Below are 25,480 nucleotides of genomic sequence, written 5' to 3'. Positions count from 1 at the left end.
CGAACCCAGAACCCCCTACCCCTTACGCCCCATCGCCGCATACACATTGATGTCCGCGTCGGTCACATCATTGATGTCTCGATACCGGACCCGCTCGATGTCGTCCATCCCGGCCAACACATGCGGCTCCACCTCCGGCGGCACCGGCGCACCCTCGGAGAACCGCCAGTGGTGCGCCGGCACCACCCCGGGCTCTTCCACCACGAGCCCGCTCTCCTCGAAGAACCGTGCCACCTCGCTCTTGGAACGCAGCACGAAGGTGAACCCGCGCTTGGTGTAGGTCTCCTGGACCGCGCGGATCTTCGCGGGGTTGAGGTCCTCGGTCAGATGGCTGAGCACCAGCCGGCTCCCGGCGGGCAGCGCCTCCACCAGCTCCCGCACCACCGGGTAGGCCTCGTCGTCCTCCACGAAGTGCAGGATCGCCACCAGGCACAGCGCGACCGGCTGGTCGAAGTCGAGTGTCTTCGCGGCCTCTTCGAGGATGCTCGCCGGCGACTTGAGGTCGGCGTCGATGTAGTCCGTGGCCCCCTCGGGCCCGCTCGTGAGCAACGCGCGCGCGTGCGCGAGCACCACCGGGTCGTTGTCGACGTACACGACCCGTGAATCGGGGACGACCGCCTGGGCGATCTGGTGGACGTTCTCGGCGGTCGGCAGGCCGGTGCCGATGTCGAGGAACTGCCGGATGCCCTCGTCCCGGGCGAGCGTGGTCACCGCGCGGCGCATGAAGTCACGGTTGTGCCGGACGTCCAGATAGCCGCGCGGATTGGCGGCCAGCGCCGCGCCGGCCGCATCCCGGTCCACCGGGTAGTGGTCCTTGCCGCCCAGGAAGACGTCGTAGACCCGCGCCGGGTGCGCATGGGTGGTGTCGATCCTCTTCCGCAACGCGGCGGGGTCCTGGCTGAGTGCGTCACCGGCCATCGGGCTCTCCCTGGGGGTTGGTCATTGAATGACCAACAACCTAACGCCCCAGGGGAGTTGCCGCGTCAGGCTTGCACCGGATAGGCCTTCGGGTCGGGACCGTACTGGTTGTCGCCCCGCTGGCCCTCGGTGGCCATGAAGACGATCATGAAGATGAATCCGACACAGGGAACGAGCCCTATGAGGACCCACCAGCCGCTCTTGCCGGTGTCGTGCAGCCGCCGGACGCTGACCGCCAGGGACGGCAGGAAGAAGGCGAGGCTGAGGAGGAGCTGGGGCGCCTGCGAGTCCAGGGCGAGACCGAGGACGTACAGAGCGACATAGATGAGCGAGCTGATCAGCGTGAACATCCAGTACTCCTGGCGACGCGCACGCCCGCTGAAGACCGCGTACTTCTTGAGCACCTCGACGAACCAGTTCATGGCTTCCCCCGAAAATCGGCATAGGTCCACCCCGGGAATCGGGGGCAGGCGCAGAACCTATGCCGATTGATGAGAACTCGTCAATCAGTTAGCGCCCTCGTCCTCATTCACCCCCGCCCTCGTCCTCGCTCTCCCCCAGCGTCGTCCCCTCCGGGACCCACTTCGGGCCGCCGAGCGGGTACTCGTACGCCGGTCGCGCGTTGTTGCCGCTCGTACGGAACGGCCGCCCGTCGTCGTTCAGGGTCAGGATGCCGCTGCGGGATCCGGCGGTCCACTCCAGCTCCAGGTACCAGCTGACGTAGTACGCGGAGGCGTCGGCGGTGATGTAGTACACCTCCGGATCGGACTGACTGACCGAGTAGGGGAAGTTCTTGCTGCCCGCCTTGGGCTTCACGTCGGGACGCGCGGCGTCGAGGGCGATCGTGAACGAGCGGGTCGGGACACCGGCCCCGCAGCCGACACCCGGGTAGCCCATGGCGTAGTCGTTCCAGGCGAGGGGCGACCGCTTGTCGGTCATCCGGACCTTGAGACTCCGTACGACGACGGTCTCCTCGCCGGTGCCCTGCACGGTCAGCGTCAGGAACTGCTGCCCCGAGGCCACAGCGCCCTCCGAGGACACCCAGGCCGGCGCGTCCTGCTCCAGCGGCGGCGGCCCCACCTCCGCCGGCTCTCGGTCGGCCAGGTACCGCTGCGAGCAGGGGTCCTCCCAGGTGTACGGCTCGACCTTCACGTTCAGCGGTGCCGGAAGGGACGCGTCCGCCCCGCCCGCGCCCGCACCGCCCGTCGGAGTCTCGGTGGCCGAGGCCCCCGCCCCTTTGCCAGCCTCTTTGCCCTTCTTGCCGTCCGGCTGACTCGAGGCCCCGGAGGGCGAGGCTCCGCTCGGCGAGGCGGAGCCGCCGTCGGCCTCCTCCGCACCGCCGCTGCCGACGGACGCGGCCCCGGCCGTACGCCCGGCCCCGTCCTCCTTCCCCTCGGAGGGCAGACTCAGGGCGAGCGTCACCGCCCCGAGCACGGCGGCCACGGCCACCCCGGCGACCAGAGCGACCCGCGTACGCCGCCGGGCCGGCCCTCGTTCGCGGGGCCCACCGGAAACGGCACCCCCGATCACCGTCTCCGCGTCGGCGCCCCCGGGCTCCTCGACCGCCGAACCGGACCCCTCCGGAGCGGAACTGGCGCCCGCATCACGCGCACGCTCCTCCTCCGCCGCCGCCCCGACGGAGTCACCCCCCTTGCGCCGACGCGTCGCGTCCGCGAGCACCCACCTCCGGTGGAGCTCGACCAACTCCTCCGGGGACGCCTTGCAGAGACGGGCCAAACGCTCGACGGGGGCGTAGTCCGTCGGTACGGCGTCCCCGTTGCAGTAGCGGTGCAGCGTCGACGTACTCATGTGGAGCCGCTTGGCGAGCACCCCGTAACTCAGCCCGGAGCGCTCCTTCAACTCCCGCAGCAGCTCGGCGAAATCGGCCCCCAGGCCGCCCGCGGTACCGCTCCCCGACACGTCTTCCTCCGTCCCCTCATGTCCCGCGCGTCCCGTTCCGCGTTCCAGGGAAGGGGCGTTCTCGCAGGTCAGCGCCCTCGCGAGCGTTCCAGCGTCCCTGATCGTCCGTCGGCTGTGGCGGCCGGGACGAATCACCCCACAAGCTTGGGTCATCCAAGCACGCCGCTCCCGGCAGACCGGTCGAGCGGCACGGCTTCGAGCACTTGTTCTCAGCCTTCTCCACTTGCTTTGTCCGAAAGGGACCTCTCATGCGCACGCTTCGCACTGCTCGCTCCGCCCGTACCGCCCGCCCCGCCCGTCTGCTCGCCGTGACGGGTGCGGCGCTCGCCGCCCTCGCCCTCACCGCGTGCGACAGCGGCACGGGTACGAGGGACGAGGGTGCGGCGGGCGGTTCCACGTCCGCCCGGAGCACGGGCGGCACCGGCACGACCGGCGGCTCGACCACCGGAGGTTCCACGAGCACGGGCGGCTCGACGACCGGGGGCTCCACGGGCACGAGCAGCGGCGGCGGATCGGCGGCCACCGGCGGCACCGCGGCCGACAAGGCCTCCTCCAAGGGCGGGACCTCGGACCCCTCCGATCCCGAGAACCGTGCCACCTGCAACGGCTCCAACACCACCGTCACCGCGCAGCCGGTGTCACGCCCGCTCAACCACATGCTGATCACGGTCAAGAACACCGGTTCGAAGTACTGCGACCTCTTCTTCAACCCGACGGTCCGGTTCGGCGAGGCCCAGTCGGCGCCGCGTGTGATCGAGGAGTCGCAGCCGCAGGCCGTGGTGACCCTGGCCCCCGGCGAGTCCGGCTACGCCGGTGTCGTCCTCTCCGCCGCCGACGGCAGCGGCGGCAAGGGCACCACGGAGAAGAAGGTCGTCATCCACTTCCAGGGCGCCGAGGCCGGCAGCGACGCCGGCTCCCCCGCGTCCCCCGCGCTCCCGGCCAAGGGCGTCCACGTCGACAACTCCGTGGCCGTCACGTACTGGCAGTCGACCATGGAGGACGCCCTGCAGTACTGAGCCGAGCGCCACCGGGGCCAGGGCCCCACAGGTATCAGCGCAGCATGCGAGCGGCCTCGACGGCCCAGTACGTCAGGATGTTCTGCGCACCGGCCCGCTTGATCCCCGTCAGCGTCTCCAGGATGGCCCGGTCCCGGTCGATCCAGCCCTTCTCGGCGGCGGCCTCGACCATCGAGTACTCGCCGGAGATCTGGTAGGCGACCACCGGCACGTCGACGCTGTCCGCGACCCGGGCGAGGATGTCCAGGTAGGGCCCGGCCGGCTTGACCATCACCAGGTCGGCACCCTCCTCCAGATCGAGGGCGAGCTCGCGCAGCGACTCGCGGGCGTTGGCGGGGTCCTGCTGGTAGGTCTTCCGGTCCCCCCGCAGCGAGGAACCGACGGCCTCCCGGAAGGGGCCGTAGAAGGCGGACGCGTACTTGGCGGTGTAGGCGAGGATCGCGACGTCCTCACGCCCGATCTGGTCGAGGGCGTCCCTGACGACCCCGATCTGACCGTCCATCATTCCGCTGGGCCCGACCACATGAGCGCCGGCGTCGGCCTGCACCTGGGCCATCTCGGCATACCGCTCCAGGGTCGCGTCGTTGTCGACGCGGCCCTGGTCGTCGAGGACCCCGCAGTGCCCGTGGTCGGTGGTCTCGTCGAGACACAGATCGGACATGACGAGCAGCTCGTCCCCGACCTCGGCCCGCACGTCCCGCAGCGCGACCTGCAGAATCCCGTCGGGATCGGTCCCTGGGGTACCGAGCGCGTCCTTCTTCGCGTCCTCCGGCACACCGAAGAGCATGATCCCGGAGACCCCGGCCTCCACGGCCTCCACGGCGGCCTTCTTCAGACTGTCCCGCGTGTGCTGCACGACCCCCGGCATCGCCGTGATCGGCACCGGCTCGCTTACTCCCTCCCGCACGAACGCGGGCAGGATGAAGTCGGCCGGGTGCAGCCGGGTCTCCGCGACCATCCGTCGCATCACAGGCGTCGTACGAAGCCGGCGGGGCCGCGTACCGGGAAACGATCCGTACTTCGACATACACCTACGCTACGCCCGGCCCGACAGTCCCTTTGCCGACGATCCGTCGGCGCGGACCGCACTGCTGAAAGGGCCGCAGGCCTTCCTTTAAGGGGCGCGGGAAACTGCGCGAGCAACCACCACCACGCGCACCCGCACCCGCACCCGCACCACGACAGAACCCCCCGAGCGCGAAGGCACTCAGGGGGTCGAGGGGCACCGCCCCTCACGTCGGCCCACCGCCTACGTCGTCGTCCGCCTCCGCCGCGCCCCCGGCCGCCGCTCGCTCGGCCGTGTCACGGGATCCCCGGCCTCCACGGCGGCAGCCCGCCGCCGCATGCCGAAGTCCGCCAGCGCCTCGGCCAGCTTGTGCACGGACGGCTCCGGGGCCATCACGTCCACCCGCAGCCCGTGTTCCTCGGCGGTCTTGGCCGTCGCGGGCCCGATACAGGCGATCACCGTCACGTTGTGCGGCTTCCCCGCGATGCCCACCAGGTTCCGCACGGTGGAGGACGAGGTGAACAGCACGGCGTCGAAACCGCCGCCCTTGATGGCCTCACGGGTCTCCGCCGGCGGCGGCGACGCGCGCACGGTCCGGTACGCCGTGACGTCGTCCACCTCCCACCCGAGCTCGATCAGCCCGGCGACCAGCGTCTCCGTGGCGATGTCGGCCCGGGGCAGGAACACCCGGTCGATCGGGTCGAAGACCGGGTCGTACGGCGGCCAGTCCTCCAGCAGCCCGGCGGCACTCTGCTCACCGCTCGGCACCAGGTCCGGCTTCACCCCGAACGCGATGAGCGCCTTGGCGGTCTGCTCGCCGACCGCAGCGACCTTGATCCCGGCAAAGGCACGGGCGTCGAGCCCGTACTCCTCGAACTTCTCCCGCACCGCCTTGACGGCGTTGACCGAGGTGAACGCGATCCACTCGTAGCGGCCGGTGACCAGGCCCTTCACGGCCCGTTCCATCTGCTGCGGCGTACGCGGCGGTTCGACCGCGATCGTCGGCACCTCGTGCGGTACGGCCCCGTACGAGCGCAGTTGGTCGGAGAGCGAGGCGGCCTGCTCCTTCGTGCGCGGCACGAGGACCCGCCACCCGAAGAGCGGCTTGCTCTCGAACCACGACAGCTGGTCGCGCTGGGCCGCGGCGGAACGCTCACCGACCACGGCTATCACCGGCCGCCCGCCCTCCGGCGAGGGCAGCACCTTGGCCTGCTTCAGCGTCTGCGCGATTCCGCCGAGCGTCGCGGTCCAGGTCCGCTGCCGCGTCGTCGTACCCGCGACGGTCACGGTCATGGGGGTGTCCGGCTTCCGGCCGGCGGCGACCAGTTCACCCGCCGCCGCGGCCACGGTCTCCAGCGTCGCCGAGACCACGACCGTCCCGTCGGACGCCCCGACCTCCGCCCAGCAGCGGTCGGACGCCGTGCGCGCGTCGACGAACCGGACGTCCGCGCCCTGCGCGTCGCGCAGCGGCACACCGGCGTACGCGGGCACGCCCACGGCCGCCGCCACGCCCGGGACCACCTCGAACGGCACGCCCGCGGCGGCGCACGCCAGCATCTCCTCGGTGGCGTACGTGTCGAGCCCGGGGTCCCCGGACACCGCACGCACGACCCGCTTGCCGCCCCGCGCGGCCTCCATGACAAGATGTGCCGCATCCCGCACAGCGGGTGCACCAACGGTTGTTGACGCGCCGTCAACAACCGTCAGCTGAGGCGTGCCTGTGCCCGGAAACGTATCCGCTGAAGTAGCCGCGGAAGAGGCAGAGGACGCCGCAGCCAGGGCAGGCGGCGGGCTCGAGTCGGTGTCCAGTAGGGCGACGCCGGCGCGGGCATGCGTACGCACCACGTCGAGCACATCGTGCTCGGCGATGAGAACGTCCGCGTTCGCCAGCGCTTCGACGGCGCGCAGTGTCAGCAGTCCCGGATCCCCGGGTCCGGCACCGAGGAAGGTGACGTGACCGTGGTCCGGACCGGCGGGAAGGGTGGTGGGGCTCAATGTGCTCGCTCCCCCATCAGACCGGCCGCGCCCTTAGCGAGCATCTCGGCGGCGAGTTCACGGCCGAGCGCCATTGCTTGGTCGTACGTCTCGGGCACGGGACCGGTGGTGGACAGCTGCACCAGCGTCGAGCCGTCGGTCGTACCGACGACGCCGCGCAGGCGCATCTCCTTGACAATCTGCCCGTCGGCCAGAAGGTCGGCGAACGCACCCACAGGTGCGCTGCAACCGGCCTCCAGGGCGGCGAGCAGGGACCGTTCGGCGGTCACGGCGACCCGGGTGTGCGGGTCGTCGAGCCCACCGAGCGCGGCGATCAGCGCAGCGTCTTGGGCGGTGTGCCCCGCCCTGCATTCGATCGCCAGTGCCCCCTGGCCGGGGGCGGGCAAAACAGTGTCGACCGAGAGGAAGTCGGTCACTTCGTCGCTCCGTCCGATCCGGTTCAGTCCGGCGGCGGCCAGGACCACTGCGTCCAGCTCGCCCTTCCGTACGTATCCGATCCGCGTGTCGACGTTCCCGCGGATCGGCACCGTCTCGATCGTGAGCCCGTGGCTGCGCGCGTACGCGTTCAGCTGGGACATGCGCCGGGGCGAACCGGTGCCGACGCGGGCGCCCGCGGGCAACTGCTCGAAGGTGAGCCCGTCCCGGGCGACCAGGACGTCGCGGACGTCCTCGCGCACCGGCACGGCGGCCAGCGCCAGGTCGTCCGGGTGCGTGGTGGGCAGGTCCTTGAGCGAGTGCACCGCGAAGTCGACCTCACCGCGCAGCAGCGCCTCGCGCAGCGCGGTGACGAACACGCCCGTGCCGCCGATCTGCGCCAGCTGCTCCCGGGAGACGTCGCCGTACGTCGTGATCTCCACGAGTTCGACGGGCCGCCCGGTCAGCCGGCGGACCGCCTCCGCCACCTGCCCGGACTGGGCCATGGCGAGTTTGCTCCGCCTGGTCCCCAGCCTCAGTGCCTGGTCACTCATGATCGCCCTCGGTTCTCGGCGTCGTTCTGGAACTGCTGCTGTCCTCGGCCCGGGACACGGCCGCGACCGTCTCCTGGTCCAGGTCGAACAGGGTGCGCAGCGCGTCCGCGTACCCGGCGCCGCCCGGCTCGGCCGCGAGCTGCTTGACCCGTACGGTCGGGGCGTGCAGCAGCTTGTCGACGACGCGCCGCACGGTCTGCGTGATCTCGCCGCGGTGCTTGTCGTCGAGGCCCGGCAGCCGGCCCTCCAGGCGGGCGATCTCGGTCGCGACGACATCGGCGGCCATGGCGCGCAGCGCGACGACGGTCGGTGTGATGTGCGCGGCCCGCTGAGCGGCGCCGAAGGCGGCCACCTCGTCCGAAACGATCCTCCGCACCATGTCGACGTCGGAGGCCATCGGCGCGTCGGCGGAGACCTCGGCGAGCGACTCGATGTCGACCAGCCGTACGCCGGCCAGCCGGTGCGCGGCGGCGTCGATGTCCCGGGGCATCGCCAGGTCCAGCAACGCGAGCACGGGCGCGGGCCGGGGCACGTCGACGACGGGCTCGGGCCGGCGCAGCTCGGTGATGCGCCCGGTGACGGCGACGGTCGCGACGAGCGCGGCGATCAGCTCGGCCTCGGCGTCGGGCGTACGCGCGGTCTCACGCTCCGGCGTACGGCGGCTCGCGCGCCGGTCCACGGTGGCGTTGTCGACCCAGGCCGCGTGCTGTTCCAGGGTGGCCGCGTCCATCCCGGCCACCGCGGCCTCCCCGAGCACGGAGAAGCCGCCGCCCTGCACGGCGGGCAGGTCGAGGGGGCAGTCGTCGTCGCTGCCGATGGAGGTCGGCGGCAGCACCGGCCGTACGTCGTCGGTGCGCGGCCCGGCCCCCGCGGGGAGCGTGCCCTCGGGCACCCGGCCCTCGACGGCCGCGGCGACCATCTCGGCGGTCAGGACCAGGCCCGTGGCGCCCGTGCAGGAGATGGCGACGTCCGCACGTGTCAGCTCGTCCGGCACCGATTCCATCGGGACCGCGCGGGCCAGCACATCCGTCGTGCCCTGTCCGTACTGCTCTTCGAGCAGGTGCGCGAGGCGCTCGGCCCGGTCGTGCGTCCGGTTGGCGATCACGATCTCGCCGACGCCGGCCCGTGCGAGGGTCGCGGCGGCCAGCGAGGACATCGATCCGGCGCCGATCACGACGGCCCGCTTGCCCCGGGCCCAGGTCGCGACGTCCGTACCGGCGGTGAACTGCTCCAGGCCGAAGGTCACCAGCGACTGTCCGGCCCGGTCGATCCCGGTCTCGGAGTGGGCCCGCTTGCCGACCCTGAGGCTCTGCTGGAACAGGTCGTTCAGCAGCCGCCCGGCGGTGTGCAGCTCCTGCGCGCGGGCCAGCGAGTCCTTGATCTGCCCGAGGATCTGCCCCTCGCCGACGACCATGGAGTCGAGTCCGCAGGCCACGGAGAACAGGTGGTGGACGGCCCGGTCCTCGTAGTGCACGTACAGATAGGGAGTGATCTCGTCGAGGCCCACCCCGCTGTGCTGGGCGAGCAGCGTGGACAGCTCGGCGACGCCCGCGTGGAACTTGTCCACGTCGGCGTACAGCTCGATGCGGTTGCACGTGGCGAGGAGGGCGGCCTCCGCGGCCGGCTCGGCGGCGACCGTGTCCTGAAGCAACTTGATCTGCGCGTCCAGGGACAGCGCGGCCCGCTCCAGCACGCTCACCGGAGCGCTGCGGTGACTCAGCCCGACGACCAGAAGACTCATGCCGGCATCACGGCGGGGACATCCCCGTCGGGCCCTTTCCCGGACTCCTTCGGAGCCATCGGTACGGCACCGGCCTCGGCGGCGGCCTCCTCGCCGGCCTTGCGCTGCTCGTGGAACGCGAGGATCTGCAGCTCGATGGAGAGGTCCACCTTGCGCACGTCGACACCGTCCGGCACGGACAGGACGGTGGGCGCGAAGTTCAGGATGGAGGTGACCCCGGCGGCGACCAGCCGGTCGCACACCTGCTGGGCGGCACCGGCGGGGGTGGCGATCACCCCGATGGAGACGCCGTTGTCATCGATGATCTTCTCCAGCTCGTCCGTGTGCTGGACCGGGATCCCCGCGACGGGCTTGCCCGCCATCGCCGGATCGGCGTCTATCAACGCCGCCACCCGGAACCCGCGCGAGGCGAACCCGCCGTAATTGGCGAGCGCGGCGCCGAGGTTACCGATACCGACGATCACGACCGGCCAGTCCTGGGTCAGCCCCAGCTCACGCGAGATCTGGTAGACGAGGTACTCGACGTCGTAGCCCACGCCCCGCGTCCCGTACGAGCCCAGGTACGAGAAGTCCTTGCGCAGCTTGGCGGAGTTGACCCCCGCCGCGGCCGCCAGTTCCTCGGATGAAACGGTGGGTACCGAGCGCTCCGACAGCGCGGTCAGGGCACGGAGGTACAGCGGAAGCCTGGCGACGGTGGCCTCGGGAATCCCTCGGCTACGGGTCGCCGGTCGGTGAGTTCGGCCAGTTGCCACGGTGCTCCTGCGGGTAGAGCGGGGCTGCGGGCGGTCATGCGTCCCCAGACCGCCCCGTCGACAGCAGGCTATGTCTTTGTGAACGCGTGCACAAAGATGGTGTCCGATTTGCCCGGCCAACGTGACCGGGGTCACGCACACTCGCCGCACGCACATGGAACCGGCACACGCGTACCTTCGTTCCTCGGCTGACGCCTTGCACGACGGGGGCAAAACCGCACACTCTCCTCACGAATCCCGCCCCCGAGACCAACCAGCCCATCGATCCTAAGCGACTTTTGGGACCACTTGGACTGGTCGGTCAGGTCACATCTCGAGCACCTCTACGAGAGCGCTTTGCGAAGGCGCTCCTCGTTCACACGCCAGAAGGTGTGCTGCGCGCCGTCCACGAGCACCACGGGGATCTGCTCCCAGTACTGCCGGTGCAACTCCTCGTCCTCGGTGATGTCCTTCTTCTCCCAGGGAACGCCCAGCTCACCGCAGACCTTCCTGATCACCGCCTCCGCGTCGTCGCACAGATGGCACCCCGGCTTGCCGATCAGTGTGACGATTCGCTCACCGGGGTTCTTCGGCGTCCGCCGGAACAAGGCACTCATGGCGGCCATTGTCGCTCCGCACGGGATGTCCACACCTCTTCCTCACCACCAAGCGCACGACCTGCCCTTTTCCTCACCGGTTCCGCCGTCTTCCGCACGCGGACACACCACCGGGACCCCTTCTTTAACGACACGGCCGCGGAGAGTTCACAGCCCGCAAACCTCTCGACTCCGGAAGTACCGAACAGACTGGCTATGCTCACGACATGGCCGCTCTCGGATGGCTCACTCCCCGTAGGCGCTCCGCCACGGCGCGGAGCGTTTTGGCAGGCGAGGCCTCTGCGGAGGCAGCGCGCAAGTCCTCCCAGGAGTTGGAGGACATCTCCCCCGCGCCCGACGCCGTCAAGGAACCGGAGTTCCCGGTTCTCGGTGACGACAAGGCCGCCGCGTTCTTCGACCTCGACAACACCGTCATGCAGGGCGCCTCGCTCTTCCACTTCGGCCGCGGCCTGTACAAACGGAAGTTCTTCGAGACCCGGGACCTCGCCCGATTCGCCTGGCAGCAGGCGTGGTTCAGGCTGGCGGGCTCCGAGGACCCCGAGCACATGCAGGACGCCCAGAACTCCGCGCTCTCCATCGTCCAGGGCCACCGTGTCGCCGAACTGACGATCATCGGCGAGGAGATCTACGACGAGTACATGGCCGAGCGCATCTGGCCCGGCACCCGCGCCCTGGCCCAGGCCCACCTCGACGCCGGCCAGAAGGTCTGGCTCGTCACGGCCGCGCCCGTCGAGATCGCCCAGGTCATCGCCCGCCGACTCGGCCTGACCGGCGCGTTGGGCACGGTCGCCGAGTCCGTCGACGGCGTCTACACCGGCAAGCTGGTCGGCGAACCGCTGCACGGTCCGGCCAAGGCCGAGGCCGTCCGTGCCCTGGCCGCCGCCGAGGGGCTGGACCTCTCGCGCTGCGCCGCGTACAGCGACTCCCACAACGACATCCCGATGCTGTCGCTGGTGGGTCACCCGTACGCCATCAACCCCGACAGCAAACTCCGCAAGCACGCCCGCGACATGGACTGGCGGCTGCGCGACTACCGCACCGCCCGCAAGGCCGCCAAGGTCGGCCTCCCCGCGGCCGCGGGCGTCGGCGCCGTGGCCGGCGGCACGGCGGCCGCGATCGCGCTGCACCGCCGCCGCCGCTGAACGGCTGATCGTTCCTCGAACGCCGGAGGGGCTGGGTCTCCCAGCCCCTCCGGCGTTCGCGCGTCCGGACGCGTCCGCCCCCGTCACCCCGGCATTCGGGCCGTCATACCCCCACCGCGCCCCCCTCAGTCACACCGTCCGCACCCGACCACAACACGCCCCGCACCCAGACGGAACACGAACTCAATCGATCAACAACCGATCACGCGGCAGTACTTGAGCAGCCGTCAATCGGTAACAGAAGCGACGTAATCGATGATTTGAGCAACTGGGTGTAGCAGTGCCTGCACGAAGCGTTATTCTCCTCAAACGCAAACCGGTGCCCCTCCGTCGCTACGACGGGTGAAAGGTTCCGCACTGCACGTGATGGAAGCTCTGCCTCTGGGAGTCCCGTGTACCCACACGTCGGGGTTGACGCCTCGGGCCTGGCTACGCTGCGCGCGACGGTCAACCAACTGTTGCGCGGCTTCGTCCCCACCGCGTACGCCGTCCCCGCCCTCGCCACCTCCGCCGCGCCCGTCGGCCCGTGCTACGCACTGGCCGACGGCGTCGAGCAGGGGCCGGCGCGAAGCGCTGTCGTCGAGGGGCGGCGGACGGGGGACGGGCGGGCGGGCAGACGAGGCCGTTCGGAATCCACCGCCACGACCACCCGCCGTCCCGCAGCGGACAGCGACAGCGCCCGCATGATGGACCTCGTCGAACGCGCCCAGTCCGGCGAGGCCGACGCCTTCGGCCGCCTGTACGACCAGTACAGCGACACCGTCTACCGCTACATCTACTACCGCGTCGGCGGCAAGGCGACCGCCGAGGACCTCACCAGCGAGACCTTCCTGCGCGCCCTGCGCCGCATCGGCACGTTCACCTGGCAGGGCCGCGACTTCGGCGCCTGGCTGGTCACCATCGCCCGCAACCTGGTGGCCGACCACTTCAAGTCCAGCCGGTTCCGGCTGGAGGTCACCACCGGCGAGATGCTCGACGCCAACGAGGTCGAGCGCTCCCCCGAGGACTCCGTCCTGGAGTCCCTCTCCAACGCCGCCCTGCTGGAAGCCGTACGCCGGCTCAACCCGCAGCAGCAGGAGTGCGTCACCCTCCGCTTCCTCCAGGGCCTCTCCGTCGCCGAGACCGCCCGGGTCATGGGCAAGAACGAGGGCGCGATCAAGACCCTCCAGTACCGCGCGGTCCGCACCCTCGCCCGCCTCCTCCCGGACGACGCCCGCTGAGGCCCCGCCCACCGGGACCACCACAGCTGAGCCACCGGCTCGCCGAGCGCATCGATCACATACGTTCCGCGACGCTCAACTCACCCTGCGTCGAAGTCTGTTGACTTCCTCGTCCGATCATCCGCCGTCCGTAACCCAAGTGCCGCGCCGCTCGTTGTGCGGGATACAGGCTCCCTGTGGTCGCGCCTGGCCGACACCGATCACTCGATCGTGTGGCACGGTCGGGGACGTGCAACCCTCAGGACCCCCTGGGGAGTCGACCGTCATGACGAGAGGAGGTGCCGCCAGTGATCGCGAACGTATCGGCGCACCGGCGGGCGAACGCCTTCGCCCAGGCCCTGGAGGAGCTGTCCGACCGGGGCACGGCGGCCGAGCAGCCCGAGGGATCGGCACCGGCCCCGGCAGCGGAACAGACCGAACGGGGCCGCATGTTGGCCCTCACCACCGGCCTCGACCAGCTGCCCAAGCCAGTGCTCGACCCCGAGGTCAAGGTCGTCCATCGCGCCCAGTTGGTGGCCGCGATGGAAGCCATGCTGCGGGACGGCACGCTCGCGGGGCGCGAGGCGGACCCTTCGGTGCCCGAGCAGCGGTCGGGCAAGGCACGAGGTGCTCACCGGGCGAGCCCGCTGGGGAAGTTGCGACCAAGGTCCCGACTGACGAAGGGGCTCGCCGCGGGCGGGCTCAGCGTCGGTGTGGCCGCGAGCGCCTTCGGCGGTGTGGCCGCCGCCAGCTCGGACGCCCTCCCCGGTGACTCGCTCTACGGCCTCAAGCGCGGCATCGAGGACGTGAAACTGACCCTGGCCGACGACAACGACGACCGGGGCCGGCTCTATCTGGACCAGGCGTCCACCCGGCTCGGCGAGGCCCGCCGCCTCATGGAGCGCGGCCGGAGCGGACACCTCGACCACGAGTCGCTCGGCGAGATCCGCCGCGCGCTCACCGGGATGCGGCACGACGCCGCCGAGGGCCACCGACTGCTCCACGAGGCATTCGAGCGAGATCCGGACTCCCTGGGCCCGATCCAGGCCCTGTCGGCCTTCTCCCGGTCCCACCGCGAGGCCTGGGGCGCGCTCCGTGACCGGCTGCCCGTGCAGCTCGGGGACGTGAGTCAGCAGGTCTCGTCGGTCTTCGACGCCATAGACGACGAGGTCGCCCCGCACTCGTCGCTCCTGCCGCAGCCCCCGGCCCCCGGCGGCGACGGCAAGCAGCGGTCCACCGGCTCCGGTTCCCCCGGCACCACGGACCCTGGAGGCCGCCCCGCCCCGAGCGCCACCGGCGGCTCCGTCGGCGGCGACCAGGACACCGGCGGCAAGCCCAAACCGTCCACGTCGGACTCGGACAGCGGCGGCGAGGGTCTCGTCGGCGGCACCACCGGCGGCCTGCTGGACCCGCCCCAGGACGACACCACCAGCACCTCCCCGTCCACCGGCAAGTCCACCCCGCCCGAAGACCCCGACGTCACCCTCCCGCCCCTCCTCCCGGGCCTCCTGCCCGGCCTGGGCATCGACGGCGAGAACGGCGGATAGCACCACCCCGTACGACGGTGGGGCGCCCTTCTTCGAGAAGGGCGCCCCACCGTCGTATGTCCTCTGTCGTCGTTTGTCCTCTGTCCTCCGCCCCGCGGGGCCTCAGAAGAACACCGACCGCCGCTGCACCAGAAGCTTGTACAGCGTGTGCTGGATCTGCTCCCGTACCTGGTCGGTCAGGTTGAACATCAGCATCGGGTCCTCGGCGGCCTCCGGCGGATAGCCGTCCGTCGGAATCGGCTCGCCGAACTGGATGGTCCACTTCGTCGGCAGCGGGACCGCACCCAGCGGGCCGAGCCACGGGAAGGTCGGCGTGATCGGGAAGTACGGGAAACCGAGCAGCCGCGCGAGCGTCTTCGAGTTCCCGATCATCGGGTAGATCTCCTCCGCGCCCACGATCGAGCACGGGATGATCGGCGTTCCGGCGCGCAGGGCCGTGGAGACGAAGCCGCCCCGGCCGAACCGCTGAAGCTTGTAGCGGTCCCCGAAGGGCTTACCGAGGCCCTTGAAGCCCTCCGGCATGACCCCGACCAACTCGCCCTGCTGCAGCAGCCGTGAGGCGTCCTCCGCGCACGCGAGCGTGTGGCCGAGCTTGCGGGCCAGTTCGTTGACCACCGGCAGCATGAAGACCAGGTCCGCCGCGAGCAGCCGCAGATGCCGGCCCGTGGGGTGGTTGTCGTGCACGGCGACCTGCATCATCAGGCCGTCCATCGGCAGCGTCCCCGAGTGGTTGGCGACGATCAGGGCACCGCCGTCCGTCGGGATGTTCTCGATGCCCTTCACCTCGACCCGGAAGTACTTCTCGTACACCGGCCGCAGCAACGACATCAGCACCTGGTCGGTGAGCTCGGCGTCGAAGCCGAAGTCGTCGACCTCGTAGTCGCCCGTGAGGCGCTTGCGCAGGAACGCGAGTCCCCCGGCGATCCGTCGCTCCAGCCCGCCCGCGTCCTGTGCCTCGGCGGCCTCCTGGGGCGGCTCCGGCTTCTCCCGTGTCACAGGTACATCATCCGTGCCCGTCGGCCGTGCGGGGAGGGCCTGGACCTCGCCGGATTCGCGGACGTCCCGGACGACCGCGCTCTCACCTTTGCGCCGGCTCCCCGTGGTCCGGCGGCGCGGCGGGCGCTGCACGGCACCCCCGCGCGTCCGGTCGTCGTCGAACGGAATGACCTTGGCATCCGCCATCGTTGATGCGCTCCTCAGTTGGCGCTCTGCGTCGGGGGTTGACCGCCACCCACGGTGGGCACGGGCAGGGCGGCGATCCGGTCGATGGCCCCAGCGAGGGCCTCGGGGGGCAGGAGGCCGGGCCCCCTGCTGCGCGCGAAGTCCGCGAATGTCTCCGCAGTGGTGTATCTGGCCCGGTACCCGAGCGTCTCGCGCATCTGGTTGGTCGACACGACCCGCCCGTGCGTCAGCAGCCGCAGCTGCTCCGGCGAGAAGTCGGTGACGCCCAGCGTCCGGACCATCGAGCCGACCCAGCTGACCGCCGGCATCAGCAGCGGCACCGTCGGCCGGCCGAGCCGCCGCGCACACTGCGAGAGCAGCAGCACACCGTCGCCCGCGATGTTGAACGTCCCGCTGTTGAGCGTGCCCCGCGCCGGTTCGTGCGAGGCGATCCGCAGCACCTCGATCACATCGTCCTCGTGCACGAACTGCAGCCGGGGGTCGTAGCCCAGCACGGTCGGCAGCACCGGCATCGAGAAGTACGAGGCGAGCGGCGAATCGGCGCTCGGCCCGAGGATGTTCGCGAACCGCAGCACGCACACGGCCACGTCGGGCCGCCGCCGGGCGAATCCACGGACGTACCCCTCGACCTCGACGGTGTCCTTGGCGAAGCCACCGCTGGGCAGCGACTTGGGCGGGGTGGTCTCCGTGAACACGGCCGGATCGCGGGGAGCGGAACCGTACACGTTGGTGCTGGACTTCACGACCAGCCGCTTGATCAACGGGGACTTCTGACAGGCACCGAGCAACTGCATGGTGCCGATGACGTTGGTCTCCTTGAGCGTGGCGCGGCCGCCGCTGCCCAGCGGGGTGCCCGTGACGTCCATGTGCACCACGGTGTCCACGTTGTGCTCGGCCAGCAGACGGGCTATGGCGGGCTGTCGGATGTCGGCCTGGACGAAGTCCGCGCCACCCAGATGGTGTCCCGGCGGCACCGCGTCCACCGCGATGACCCGGTCCACCTGCGGGTCACGCTGGATCCGCCGGACGAACCGGCCTCCCAGCTGACGGGCCACACCGGTGACGAGCACGACCTTCCCCAAGATCAGCGCCTTCCTTCCAGCCGTCGCCTCACACAGGCGTAACTCTGCTCGTACTCTGCCGCGTTCCCCGTGTTCTCCGCGTTCCCCGTGTGCGGCCACGTTAGCGGGTCGATGTTGCTCTGTGGTGACCGCGACCCCGTCAATGACCGGCAAAAACAATGACCGGTGAAACACCGCGACCCCCCACCGGTTCCGGTGGGGGGTCGCGGCAACGCGTTCTTCAACAGCGCTCGCGCAAGAAAGCAAGGCGTACGGCCCCCTTACGCGAGGGGGACCGGCCAGGACCCCGATCGCGGGGCCGGACCGCCTTACTTCTTGTTGCGACGCTGAACGCGGGTGCGCTTGAGCAGCTTGCGGTGCTTCTTCTTAGCCATCCGCTTGCGCCGCTTCTTGATAACAGAGCCCACGACTACCCTCGCTCACTTCTCATCACTCGGTGTTTGGGCGCCATGGGCCCATACGACCTACGAGGGGCCAGCCTACCCGTCCGAGCGCTGAGGTCGTAATCGAGGGGGAACCGGGGGTATCCCGGAGGTCCCGCGGGACCTCCGGGAGCCCCTCGGCCCCGATGGCCGTCAGGCCGTCTCCACCCCCACATAGCTCTCGCGGAGGTATTCGTGCACCGCTTGCTCCGGCACCCGGAAGGACCTGCCCACCCGGATCGCCGGCAGATGACCGCTGTGCACCAAGCGGTACACGGTCATCTTCGACACGCGCATCACCGCGGCGACTTCCGCCACGGTCAGGAACTGAACCTCGTTCAGAGGCCTCTCGCCAGCTGCAGCCATGACACACCTGAACCTTCCGCACTCGACGGCCACCGGCTTCCCCTTCCGGTGACTCTTCGTCGTTGCGTGCTCACTCCCCAATGTAGGGGCGGGTGATGCGAGTGGGGAAGAGGGGATGCCATCGGCGGCCTACTGTGACAGACACGCCCGATTGAGTACGTAGCGGGTCAGCGGTCGGTAGTAATCAGACCGCACACCGTCATCAAGTGGAACGGCGACGGACACCCGCCCCTCCGCCTCCCCCACGAAGAGTGCAGGATCGTCCGTATCGGCGAGCCCGATCGCCTCGAACCCCAGCTGACCTGCCCCGCAGACCCATCCATGGTCTCCCACCACGAGTTCCGGGAGCGGCCCGCCGGCCTCCGCGGCGGCCGCCAGAACCGTCCGAATCGGCAGCGGTGAATGCGTGTGCACGCCGGTCGCACAACCGGAGCGCAGGGCGGGCGCCTCTCGGACGAGAGCGACGCCCCGTACGTAGTCGAGGTTGTACGTACGTAGACCGAACCGGGTCGTTATGTCGACACGTCTACCCGTCGCAGGGGTGAGGACCTCACATCCCGCCGCCGACAAAGCGTCCGCCAACGCGCCGTAGAAACCGAGCAGCCGATGCGGGTGCCCGGTCCCGAGGAGCACCGGCCCACCACTGCGAGCAACCGCCCCGACCCGTTCCGCGAACCGGTCCAGCGCCCCGACCGTCAACTCCGGGTCGATCACATCCTGCCCGGATGTACACCCAGGATCGGCCGAAACCCCGCACCTCTCCGCCATCAAAGCGAGCACATCCCGCTGGCGCCAGTTCATCTCCGGATCGATCCCGATCAGAAACCGAGGATCACGAGCCGCGAACAACCGATAACTCCGCAGACTCACTTCCCGAGCGGTGGCCACAGTCCCCGCCAGCCCGGACCGCACCAGGTGCTCCCGCAACGCCCCACCGCCAACCACCCTCAGATGCTGACGCACGCCCTCCGCCCCCACCCCGAAAACTCCCGCCCCACCACACAGTTGGCCTAACTGCCCCCTCCAGGGGCGCGGGGAACTGCGCGAACGGGGTCCGGGGCGGAGCCCCGATCATTGACGGGGGGGCCGAAGGGGGCGCGCAGCCCCCTGAAGGATGGGACGGGTAGGGGCGGCGGGGCGAGAAAGCCCTCTACGGCAACAACCCCCGCAACGGAAAAACGGCCTTCCGCGCAGCCAGTACCGCCTGATCCAACCGATCAGCGGGGTCGTACCCCGCATCCCATCCCGCCCAAGCCACAGGCCACCGCCCATCAGTCATCCGCGCCGGCGCCAACTGCCGCGTCCGAGCGAACACCTGCTGCCGCCACTCCTCGGGAATCGCAGTCTCCGGCGCGATCTCCCGCCCCGCCGCGATCGCCACCAGATGCGTCCACGACCGCGGCACCACGTCCACCACCGCGTACCCGCCCCCGCCGAGCGCGACCCACCGCCCGTCGGCGTACTCGTGCGCCAGCTCGTGCAACGCGACCTGCACGGCCCGTTGCGCGTCCAGCGACACCGCCAGATGCGCCAGCGGATCCTCGAAGTGCGTATCGGCCCCGTGCTGGGTCACCAGCACCTGCGGCCGGAAGTCGGCGATCAGCTCGGGCACCACCGCGTGGAACGCCCGCAGCCACCCCGCGTCCCCGGTCCCCGCCGGCAGCGCCACGTTCACGGCCGACCCCTCCGCACTCGACGGGGCGCCCGTCTCCTCGGGCCACCCGGTCTGGGGGAACAGGGTCCGGGGGTGCTCGTGCAGCGAGATCGTCAGGACCCTCGGGTCCTCCCAGAACGCCGCCTGCACCCCGTCCCCGTGATGCACGTCGACGTCCACATAGGCGACCCGCTCGGCCCCCAGCTCCAACAGCCGGGCGATGGCGATCGACGCGTCGTTGTAGATACAGAACCCCGAGGCGCCCCCGGGCATCGCGTGGTGCAGCCCGCCCGCGAAGTTCACGGCGTGCAGCGCGTCCCCGCGCCACACGGCCTCTGCCGCCCCCACCGACTGCCCCGCGATGAGCGCGGACACCTCGTGCATCCCGGCGAAGGCCGGATCGTCGACGGTCCCCAGTCCGTACGCCCCGTCCGCGCCCCCGGGGTCGGCGGACGCGGCCCGGACCGCCGCCACGTAGTCCTCGCGGTGCACGAGCCGCAGCGTCGACTCCCCGGCCGGCTTCGCCGAGACGACATCCATCTCCCGATCGAGCCCGAAGGCAGTCACCAGGCTCCGGGTCAACGCCAGCCGGACCGGATCCATCGGATGGTCCGGACCGAAGTCATAGCCCGTTACTGCCTCGTCCCACATCAGCTGTGCGCGGCCGCTCATGCCCGCCACCGTATCGGTCCGGTTCAGTTTCGAACGAGCGGGCGTACACCAGGGTCACCAGCACCAACGCCATGGGGATGAGCATCGCCCCGCGATAGCTCCAGAGGTCCCCCACGGCCCCCACCAACGGAGAACCGATCAAGAACCCGACATAGTTGAAGATATTCAGTCGCGCGACGGCCGCGTCCGAAGCTCCGGGGAACAGCCGCCCCGCCGCCGCGAAGGTCTGCGGCACCAGCACACACAGCCCCAGCCCCAGCAGCGTGAACCCGAGCATGCCGACCCAGGCCCCCGGCGCGCCCGCCACCACGGCGAAGCCGACGGCCGCCACCAGCGCCCCGGCCCGCACGACGGCCGCGGCCCCGAACCGCCGCACCCCGAAGTCCCCGATGGACCGCCCGAGCAGCGTGGTGACCATGTAGACGTTGTACGGCACCGTCGCGAGCTGCTCGCTGCTTCCCAGCACGTCCTGCAGATACTTGGCACTCCAGTTGGAGACGGTCGAGTCGCCGATGTACGCGAAGCACATCACCAGACAGAGCGGCAGCAGCATCGTGAACGCGACGGACCCGCCCGCGCCGCTCGCCCCGCCCGCCTCAGCATGTGCGGCGTCCTCCTTGGTCGCCTCCGGCCCGGCGTCGACGTACCACCGGCTCCCGAGCAGTACCGCTGGCAACAGCACGACCACCACGGGCAGATACGACACCAGCAGCGCCAGATCCCAGTGCGCCCCGACCCACGCCAGCGAGGCCCCCGCTATACCGCCCAGGCTGTACACCGCGTGGAAGCCGAGCATGATGCTCCGCCCGTACGACCGCTGCAGGCTCACCCCGAGCATGTTCATCGACGCGTCGAGCGCTCCGACGGCCAGCCCGAAGGCCGCCAGGGCCGCACCGAGCACGACCATCTGCTCGCCGGCCCCCACCCCGAGCAGGGCCAGGAGCACGACGGGCTGGGACCACCGGAGCACCAGGCTCGGCGGCACCTTCTTCACGAGGTGCTCGGTGCAGACGCTGCCGACCCCGGCGAGGATCGGCACGGCGGCGAGGAAGGCGGGCAACAGCGCGTCGGAGACCCCGTACCGGTCCTGGATGGCCGGAATCCGCGTCACGAGCAACGCGAAGGCGACACCCTGAGCGAAGAAGCTGAACGCCAACGCGGCCCTACCGCGCCGCAGCACATCTGTCATGGCGGCACAGTAGGGGCCAGGGCCTACTCAGGGGTAGAGGAAGTTGAATACTGCTCAACTAAGCGTGCGGAGCGGCTTCAGACGAGCAGATCCAGCAGCTGCCCCATGTCCGAGAAGTGCCCCTTGGCTCCCACGAGCTTGTCGGCGGGCGTCATCCCCGTGAACCCGTACACATCCATCCCGGCCGCCACGCCGGCCTGTACCCCGGCAGGACTGTCCTCGACCACCACACACCTCTCCGGAGCCACTCCCCTCCGCGCGGCCGCGTGCAGGAACAGATCGGGCTCCGGTTTCCCCCGCCCCACGTCCTGAGCGCTGAACACGAGCCCGGCTCCGAACCACCGGTCCAGCCCGGTCGTCCGATGCCCCACCCGGATCCGCTCATGGCTCCCGGACGAGGCCACGCAGTACGGCACGTCGTCCGCGACGAGCTTCTCCAGCACGTCGACGACGCCCGGAACAGGCTGCAACTCCCGCTCGAACGCATCGAAGACCCGGCCGTGGAAGACATCGTCGAAGTCCTCGGGCAACGGTCGGCCCGTCCGCTCCAGCACGAGCTCGTGCACCCGATGCATCGCCGACCCCATGTAGTCGCGAATGGAGTCCTCGTACGAGGTCGGATACCCCAACTCGGTCAGGAAGGCCGCCAGCAGCCGGTTGGAGATCGACTCACTGTCGACGAGAACACCGTCATTGTCGAAGATCACGAGGTCGTAGCGCATGGCTCGACCCTAAGCGACCCCAAACCACCCGTAAATGCAGAAAGCCCCCGCCGGGTCTCCGGCAGGGGCTTTCTCAACAATTGTTCGGCGGCGTCCTACTCTCCCACAGGGTCCCCCCTGCAGTACCATCGGCGCCCGACTCTATCAGATCCTTTCGGGCCTGATTCCCAGTCAGCGGGAGTTGTCTTCGCGGCTGTTGGGCCGTTCCGACGAGTGAGACTTTAGCGGATTCCCGGCTCCCGAGCTAATCGGGGCTGCGTCCTTTCGAACGGGGATTCCTCATTTCGCAAATTCCCATGCCAAGGGCACGACGACGGATCGTCGGTTGTTGGTGATTACCTGCGGAATGGCTGTCCGGGGACCGACCGAGGTCGGCGCTCACGTCGGACAACCCGGAGAACACTACGTATCGGCCCGGGGTGTGTCAACTCGCTGCCGATCGGCCCCTCGCGGGCGTAGCCTGTCCCCCATGACTACGCGTACGTGTCGCCAGCAGTGGTGGGCCGCCTGACGGCGGCCGTACTCACGTATGTACTCAACGGCCGCCGCCCTGGCGGCCGTTCTCGTTTCTCCCTTCTGGGGGTCGGCCGCCCGGTGGCGGCGGTCCTGATCAGGAGGTGGAGAGATGACACGGGTCTTCAGCGGTATCAAGCCGACAGGGCATCTGACGCTGGGGAACTACCTGGGGGCCGTGCGGCGGTGGGCCGAGGTCGACCAGCACCGGACGGACGCGCTGTTCTGCGTCGTGGACCTGCACGCGCTGACCGTGGACCACGATCCGGCCCGGGTGCGCAGACTCAGCCGGCAGGCGGCGACGCTGTTGCTGGCGTCGGGGCTGGACCCCGAGCTGTGCACCGTCTTCGTGCAGAGTCATGTGGATGAGCACGCGCGGCTCTCGTACCTGTTGGAGTGCGTGGCCACGGACGGCGAGATGCGGCGCATGATCCAGTACAAGGAGAAGGCGGCGCGGGAGCGGGAACGGGGCGGGAGTGTCCGGCTCTCGCTGCTGACGTATCCGGTGCTGATGGCGGCGGACATCCTGGCCTACGGGACGGACGAGGTGCCGGTCGGGGACGACCAGACACAGCACGTGGAGCTGACGCGGGATCTCGCGGTGCGGTTCAACCAGCGGTACGGGCAGACGTTCGTCGTGCCCCGGGCCACCTCTCCGAAGGTCGGGGCGCGGGTGATGAACCTGCAGGACCCGACGTCGAAGATGGGGAAGACGGACGACGTCGGGCCGGGGATCGTCTATCTGCTGGACGAACCGGATGTCGTGCGGAAGAAGGTCATGCGGGCCGTGACCGACAGCGGGCGGGATGTCGTGTACGACCGGGAGAGGCGGCCGGGGCTCTCGAATCTGCTGGAGATCCTCGCGGCCTGTGAGGGTGGGAACCCCGAGGACCTGAGCGGTGTATATGAATCGTACGGAGCACTGAAGAAGGACACCGCAGAGGCCGTGGTCGAGCTCCTCAGGCCCGTACAGGAGAGGCACAAGGCGTTGTGCGCGGATCCTGCGTATGTGGAGGGGGTGCTGCGGATGGGGGCGGCGAAGGCCAGAGAGATGGCTCGACCGAGGGTGGATGAGGCGTATCGGGCGATCGGTCTTCTGGCCGGTTGACCGTGGGCGGCGTCAGCTGTTGTTGCCGGAGGCCAGTTCGCGGCTGCGGTCGCGGGCGGCCTCCAGCGCGGCGATCAGTGCGGCGCGTACTCCGTGGTTCTCGAGTTCGCGGATCGCGCTGATCGTCGTGCCGGCGGGAGAGGTGACGTTCTCGCGGAGCTTGACGGGGTGTTCGCCGCTGTCGCGGAGCATCGTGGCCGCGCCGATGGCGGACTGGACGATCAGGTCGTGGGCCTTGTCCCGGGGCAGGCCGAGGAGGATGCCCGCGTCCGTCATGGCTTCGACCAGGTAGAAGAAGTACGCCGGGCCGGAGCCGGAGAGGGCGGTGCAGGCGTCCTGCTGGGACTCGGGGACGCGGAGCGTCTTGCCGACGGCGCCGAAGATCTCCTCGGCGTGCGCGAGGTCGGCCTCACTCGCGTGGCTGCCCGCGGAGATCACGGACATGGCCTCGTCGACGAGGGCGGGGGTGTTCGTCATGACGCGGACGACGGGGGTGCCTGCGGCCAGGCGCTCTTCGAAGAAGGAGGTGGGGATACCCGCCGCGCCGCTGACGACCAGGCGGTCGGCGGGGGTGTGCGGGGCCAGTTCGTCGAGGAGAGTGGCCATGTCCTGGGGCTTGACCGTGAGGATGAGCGTGTCCGCGGTCTTCGCCGCCTCGGCGTTGGTGACCGGGGTGACGCCGTAGCGGGTGCGGAGTTCCTCGGCGCGCTCGGGGCGGCGGGCGGTGACCAGGAGGTCCGCGGGCGCCCAGCCGGCTCGGATCATGCCGCTGAGCAGGGCCTCGCCGATCTTGCCGGTGCCGAGGACTGCGACTTTCTGGCTCATGGTGCGGGTGCCCTCCGGGGGGTGCGTCGTCCTGGGGCCATCCTCGCACCGGGGGCGGGCGTCCGGCTGCCGTGTCCGGTGGGCGGAACGTCGGGCATGTGCTGGGTGGCCGTCAGGTCGTCCGGCGGCGCAGGGTGGCCGCTCCCAGGGTCAGGACCAGCAGGGCGCAGCCGGCGACGATCGCGACGTCGCGGACGAAGGTGGCGGTCATGTCGCTGTGCAGCAGGACTTCGTTCATGCCGTCGACGGCGTACGACATGGGGAGGACGTTGGAGACGGCTTCCAGCGCCGGGTGCATCTCGGGGCGCGGGGTGAACAGGCCGCAGAGCAGGAGCTGGGGGAAGATCACGGCCGGCATGAACTGGACGGCCTGGTACTCGGAGGAGGCGAAGGCCGAGACGAAGAGACCGAGGGCGGTGCCCAGCAGGGCGTCGAGGAGGGCGACGATCAGGAGGAGCCAGGGTGAGCCGGTGACGTCGAGGTCGAGGAACCAGACGGCCAGGCCGGTGGCGAGGGCGGACTGGATGATCGCCAGGGTGCCGAAGGCCAGGGCGTAGCCGGCGATGAGGTCTCCCTTGCCGAGGGGCATGGAGAGGAGGCGTTCCAGGGTGCCGGAGGTGCGTTCGCGCAGGGTCGCGATCGAGGTCACCAGGAACATCGTGATCAGCGGGAAGATGCCGAGGAGTGAGGCGCCGATGGAGTCGAAGACGCGTGGGTTGCCGTCGAAGACGTAGCGGAGCAGGAAGAGCATCACGCACGGGATGAGGATCAGCAGGGCGATCGTGCGGGGGTCGTGGCCGAGTTGGCGGAGGACTCGGGCGGCGGTGGCGGTCGTGCGGGAGTAGCTGAGGGCCCTGGAGTGTGGGGGCATGGGGTGCGAGGTCGGGGGGGAGGTGGAGTCCCCCCTGGAGAGTAATTCATCATGTGATGAATATTGCGCAGAGG

Annotated in this window: 24 protein-coding genes; 5 read left to right on the top strand and 19 right to left on the bottom strand. The window is 70.1% G+C overall.

The features are described from left to right. Positions 1-15 precede the first annotated feature (15 nt). From GWK25_RS03030 to GWK25_RS03020, 3 genes are all read right to left on the bottom strand, one after another. The gene (locus GWK25_RS03030) at positions 16-918 is read right to left on the bottom strand and encodes an SAM-dependent methyltransferase (RefSeq protein WP_215448375.1); all 903 of its coding nucleotides are present in this window, start codon (positions 916-918) and stop codon (positions 16-18) included. A gap of 65 nt (positions 919-983) precedes the next feature. Further along, on the bottom strand, positions 984-1,340 hold the full coding sequence (locus GWK25_RS03025; protein ID WP_215448374.1) for a DUF805 domain-containing protein: 357 nt from the start codon (positions 1,338-1,340) through the stop codon (positions 984-986). 103 nt (positions 1,341-1,443) lie between these two features. Next, positions 1,444-2,838: a helix-turn-helix transcriptional regulator gene (locus GWK25_RS03020; protein ID WP_308404162.1), complete on the bottom strand. Its 1,395-nt coding sequence runs from the start codon at positions 2,836-2,838 to the stop codon at positions 1,444-1,446. Between the two features lie 248 nt (positions 2,839-3,086). Between GWK25_RS03020 and GWK25_RS03015 the strand changes: the two genes are divergently transcribed. Continuing rightward, a complete protein-coding gene (locus tag GWK25_RS03015) occupies positions 3,087-3,854 on the top strand; it encodes a DUF4232 domain-containing protein (RefSeq protein ID WP_215448372.1) in 768 nt (255 codons plus the stop codon). Between the two features lie 34 nt (positions 3,855-3,888). Here GWK25_RS03015 and hemB read toward each other — a convergent pair whose 3' ends face one another. The 6 genes from hemB to GWK25_RS02985 form a co-directional block, all read right to left on the bottom strand. After that, positions 3,889-4,881, bottom strand: a complete 993-nt coding sequence (hemB, locus tag GWK25_RS03010; protein WP_215448371.1) for a porphobilinogen synthase — start codon at positions 4,879-4,881, stop codon at positions 3,889-3,891. A 222-nt stretch (positions 4,882-5,103) separates the two neighbouring features. Then, entirely contained in the window at positions 5,104-6,855 is a 1,752-nt protein-coding gene (locus GWK25_RS03005; protein ID WP_215448370.1) for a uroporphyrinogen-III synthase, read from the bottom strand. Then, positions 6,852-7,823, bottom strand: a complete 972-nt coding sequence (gene hemC, locus GWK25_RS03000; RefSeq protein ID WP_215448369.1) for a hydroxymethylbilane synthase — start codon at positions 7,821-7,823, stop codon at positions 6,852-6,854. The genes GWK25_RS03005 and hemC overlap by 4 nt, the downstream gene beginning before the upstream one ends. After that, positions 7,816-9,564, bottom strand: coding sequence for a glutamyl-tRNA reductase (locus GWK25_RS02995; protein ID WP_215448368.1), 1,749 nt, complete (start codon positions 9,562-9,564; stop codon positions 7,816-7,818). Before GWK25_RS02995 ends, hemC begins: the two co-directional genes overlap by 8 nt. Then, the gene (locus GWK25_RS02990) at positions 9,561-10,316 is read right to left on the bottom strand and encodes a redox-sensing transcriptional repressor Rex (protein WP_215448367.1); all 756 of its coding nucleotides are present in this window, start codon (positions 10,314-10,316) and stop codon (positions 9,561-9,563) included. Before GWK25_RS02990 ends, GWK25_RS02995 begins: the two co-directional genes overlap by 4 nt. A 323-nt stretch (positions 10,317-10,639) precedes the next feature. Further along, positions 10,640-10,921 (bottom strand): glutaredoxin family protein, encoded by a 282-nt coding sequence (locus GWK25_RS02985; RefSeq protein WP_215448366.1) that lies wholly within the window; start codon positions 10,919-10,921, stop codon positions 10,640-10,642. A 197-nt stretch (positions 10,922-11,118) separates the two neighbouring features. Between GWK25_RS02985 and GWK25_RS02980 the strand changes: the two genes are divergently transcribed. The 3 genes from GWK25_RS02980 (at position 11,119) to GWK25_RS02970 (ending at position 14,800) form a co-directional block, all read left to right on the top strand. Then, positions 11,119-12,054, top strand: coding sequence for an HAD family phosphatase (locus tag GWK25_RS02980; protein WP_215448365.1), 936 nt, complete (start codon positions 11,119-11,121; stop codon positions 12,052-12,054). A 392-nt stretch (positions 12,055-12,446) separates the two neighbouring features. Continuing rightward, positions 12,447-13,274, top strand: a complete 828-nt coding sequence (locus GWK25_RS02975) for an ECF subfamily RNA polymerase sigma factor, BldN family (protein WP_215448364.1) — start codon at positions 12,447-12,449, stop codon at positions 13,272-13,274. A 287-nt stretch (positions 13,275-13,561) separates the two neighbouring features. Beyond that, on the top strand, positions 13,562-14,800 hold the full coding sequence (locus GWK25_RS02970) for a DUF5667 domain-containing protein (RefSeq protein ID WP_215448363.1): 1,239 nt from the start codon (positions 13,562-13,564) through the stop codon (positions 14,798-14,800). A gap of 102 nt (positions 14,801-14,902) precedes the next feature. Here the strand turns inward: GWK25_RS02970 and GWK25_RS02965 are convergent, their stop codons facing one another. The 8 genes from GWK25_RS02965 to GWK25_RS02930 all read right to left on the bottom strand — a co-directional run bounded on the left by GWK25_RS02965 (position 14,903) and on the right by GWK25_RS02930 (position 22,089). Then, positions 14,903-15,982, bottom strand: a complete 1,080-nt coding sequence (locus tag GWK25_RS02965) for a lysophospholipid acyltransferase family protein (protein WP_215448362.1) — start codon at positions 15,980-15,982, stop codon at positions 14,903-14,905. 14 nt (positions 15,983-15,996) lie between these two features. Then, entirely contained in the window at positions 15,997-17,064 is a 1,068-nt protein-coding gene (locus tag GWK25_RS02960) for an NAD-dependent epimerase/dehydratase family protein (RefSeq protein WP_215448361.1), read from the bottom strand. 308 nt (positions 17,065-17,372) lie between these two features. After that, complete coding sequence (locus GWK25_RS02955) at positions 17,373-17,471, bottom strand: 30S ribosomal protein bS22 (RefSeq protein ID WP_003948845.1); 99 nt, start codon at positions 17,469-17,471, stop codon at positions 17,373-17,375. A gap of 168 nt (positions 17,472-17,639) precedes the next feature. Next, positions 17,640-17,852, bottom strand: a complete 213-nt coding sequence (locus tag GWK25_RS02950) for a helix-turn-helix domain-containing protein (RefSeq protein ID WP_007443703.1) — start codon at positions 17,850-17,852, stop codon at positions 17,640-17,642. A 129-nt stretch (positions 17,853-17,981) separates the two neighbouring features. Continuing rightward, entirely contained in the window at positions 17,982-18,797 is an 816-nt protein-coding gene (locus tag GWK25_RS02945; RefSeq protein ID WP_215457162.1) for a phosphatase, read from the bottom strand. A 205-nt stretch (positions 18,798-19,002) separates the two neighbouring features. Further along, the gene (locus tag GWK25_RS02940; protein WP_215448360.1) at positions 19,003-20,178 is read right to left on the bottom strand and encodes an acetoin utilization protein AcuC; all 1,176 of its coding nucleotides are present in this window, start codon (positions 20,176-20,178) and stop codon (positions 19,003-19,005) included. Further along, positions 20,129-21,367, bottom strand: a complete 1,239-nt coding sequence (locus tag GWK25_RS02935) for an MFS transporter (RefSeq protein WP_215448359.1) — start codon at positions 21,365-21,367, stop codon at positions 20,129-20,131. Before GWK25_RS02935 ends, GWK25_RS02940 begins: the two co-directional genes overlap by 50 nt. Positions 21,368-21,444: 77 nt before the next feature. Then, a complete protein-coding gene (locus tag GWK25_RS02930) occupies positions 21,445-22,089 on the bottom strand; it encodes an HAD family phosphatase (protein WP_215448358.1) in 645 nt (214 codons plus the stop codon). A gap of 625 nt (positions 22,090-22,714) precedes the next feature. Between GWK25_RS02930 and trpS the strand changes: the two genes are divergently transcribed. Next, positions 22,715-23,710 carry a tryptophan--tRNA ligase gene (gene trpS / locus GWK25_RS02925; protein ID WP_215448357.1) on the top strand — a complete coding sequence of 332 codons (996 nt, stop codon included), beginning with the start codon at positions 22,715-22,717 and terminating at the stop codon, positions 23,708-23,710. A 12-nt stretch (positions 23,711-23,722) separates the two neighbouring features. Here trpS and proC read toward each other — a convergent pair whose 3' ends face one another. Together proC and GWK25_RS02915 are read right to left on the bottom strand one after the other, a co-directional pair. Next, a complete protein-coding gene (gene proC, locus GWK25_RS02920) occupies positions 23,723-24,535 on the bottom strand; it encodes a pyrroline-5-carboxylate reductase (protein WP_215448356.1) in 813 nt (270 codons plus the stop codon). Positions 24,536-24,647: 112 nt separating this feature from the next. Further along, the gene (locus GWK25_RS02915) at positions 24,648-25,406 is read right to left on the bottom strand and encodes an ABC transporter permease (RefSeq protein WP_215448355.1); all 759 of its coding nucleotides are present in this window, start codon (positions 25,404-25,406) and stop codon (positions 24,648-24,650) included. Positions 25,407-25,480: the final 74 nt, after the last annotated feature.

The sequence above is a fragment of the Streptomyces sp. ATCC 21386 genome, assembly GCF_018728545.1.
Lineage (GTDB): Bacteria > Actinomycetota > Actinomycetes > Streptomycetales > Streptomycetaceae > Streptomyces.
Note: the sequence above shows the minus strand (reverse complement) of the source record. Positions and strands in the feature narration are given on the sequence as shown.

Coding starts and splice junctions, on each gene's coding strand:
- GWK25_RS02935 (WP_215448359.1), bottom strand. CDS start 21,367: ATGACAGATGTGCTGCGGCGCGGTAGGGCCGCGTTGGCGTTCAGCTTC.
- GWK25_RS03015 (WP_215448372.1), top strand. CDS start 3,087: ATGCGCACGCTTCGCACTGCTCGCTCCGCCCGTACCGCCCGCCCCGCC.
- GWK25_RS02965 (WP_215448362.1), bottom strand. CDS start 15,982: ATGGCGGATGCCAAGGTCATTCCGTTCGACGACGACCGGACGCGCGGG.
- hemC (WP_215448369.1), bottom strand. CDS start 7,823: ATGAGTGACCAGGCACTGAGGCTGGGGACCAGGCGGAGCAAACTCGCC.
- GWK25_RS03025 (WP_215448374.1), bottom strand. CDS start 1,340: ATGAACTGGTTCGTCGAGGTGCTCAAGAAGTACGCGGTCTTCAGCGGG.
- GWK25_RS02950 (WP_007443703.1), bottom strand. CDS start 17,852: ATGGCTGCAGCTGGCGAGAGGCCTCTGAACGAGGTTCAGTTCCTGACC.
- GWK25_RS02995 (WP_215448368.1), bottom strand. CDS start 9,564: ATGAGTCTTCTGGTCGTCGGGCTGAGTCACCGCAGCGCTCCGGTGAGC.
- GWK25_RS02980 (WP_215448365.1), top strand. CDS start 11,119: ATGGCCGCTCTCGGATGGCTCACTCCCCGTAGGCGCTCCGCCACGGCG.
- GWK25_RS02985 (WP_215448366.1), bottom strand. CDS start 10,921: ATGGCCGCCATGAGTGCCTTGTTCCGGCGGACGCCGAAGAACCCCGGT.
- proC (WP_215448356.1), bottom strand. CDS start 24,535: ATGAGCCAGAAAGTCGCAGTCCTCGGCACCGGCAAGATCGGCGAGGCC.
- hemB (WP_215448371.1), bottom strand. CDS start 4,881: ATGTCGAAGTACGGATCGTTTCCCGGTACGCGGCCCCGCCGGCTTCGT.
- GWK25_RS02940 (WP_215448360.1), bottom strand. CDS start 20,178: ATGAGCGGCCGCGCACAGCTGATGTGGGACGAGGCAGTAACGGGCTAT.
- GWK25_RS02930 (WP_215448358.1), bottom strand. CDS start 22,089: ATGCGCTACGACCTCGTGATCTTCGACAATGACGGTGTTCTCGTCGAC.
- trpS (WP_215448357.1), top strand. CDS start 22,715: ATGACACGGGTCTTCAGCGGTATCAAGCCGACAGGGCATCTGACGCTG.
- GWK25_RS03030 (WP_215448375.1), bottom strand. CDS start 918: ATGGCCGGTGACGCACTCAGCCAGGACCCCGCCGCGTTGCGGAAGAGG.
- GWK25_RS02915 (WP_215448355.1), bottom strand. CDS start 25,406: ATGCCCCCACACTCCAGGGCCCTCAGCTACTCCCGCACGACCGCCACC.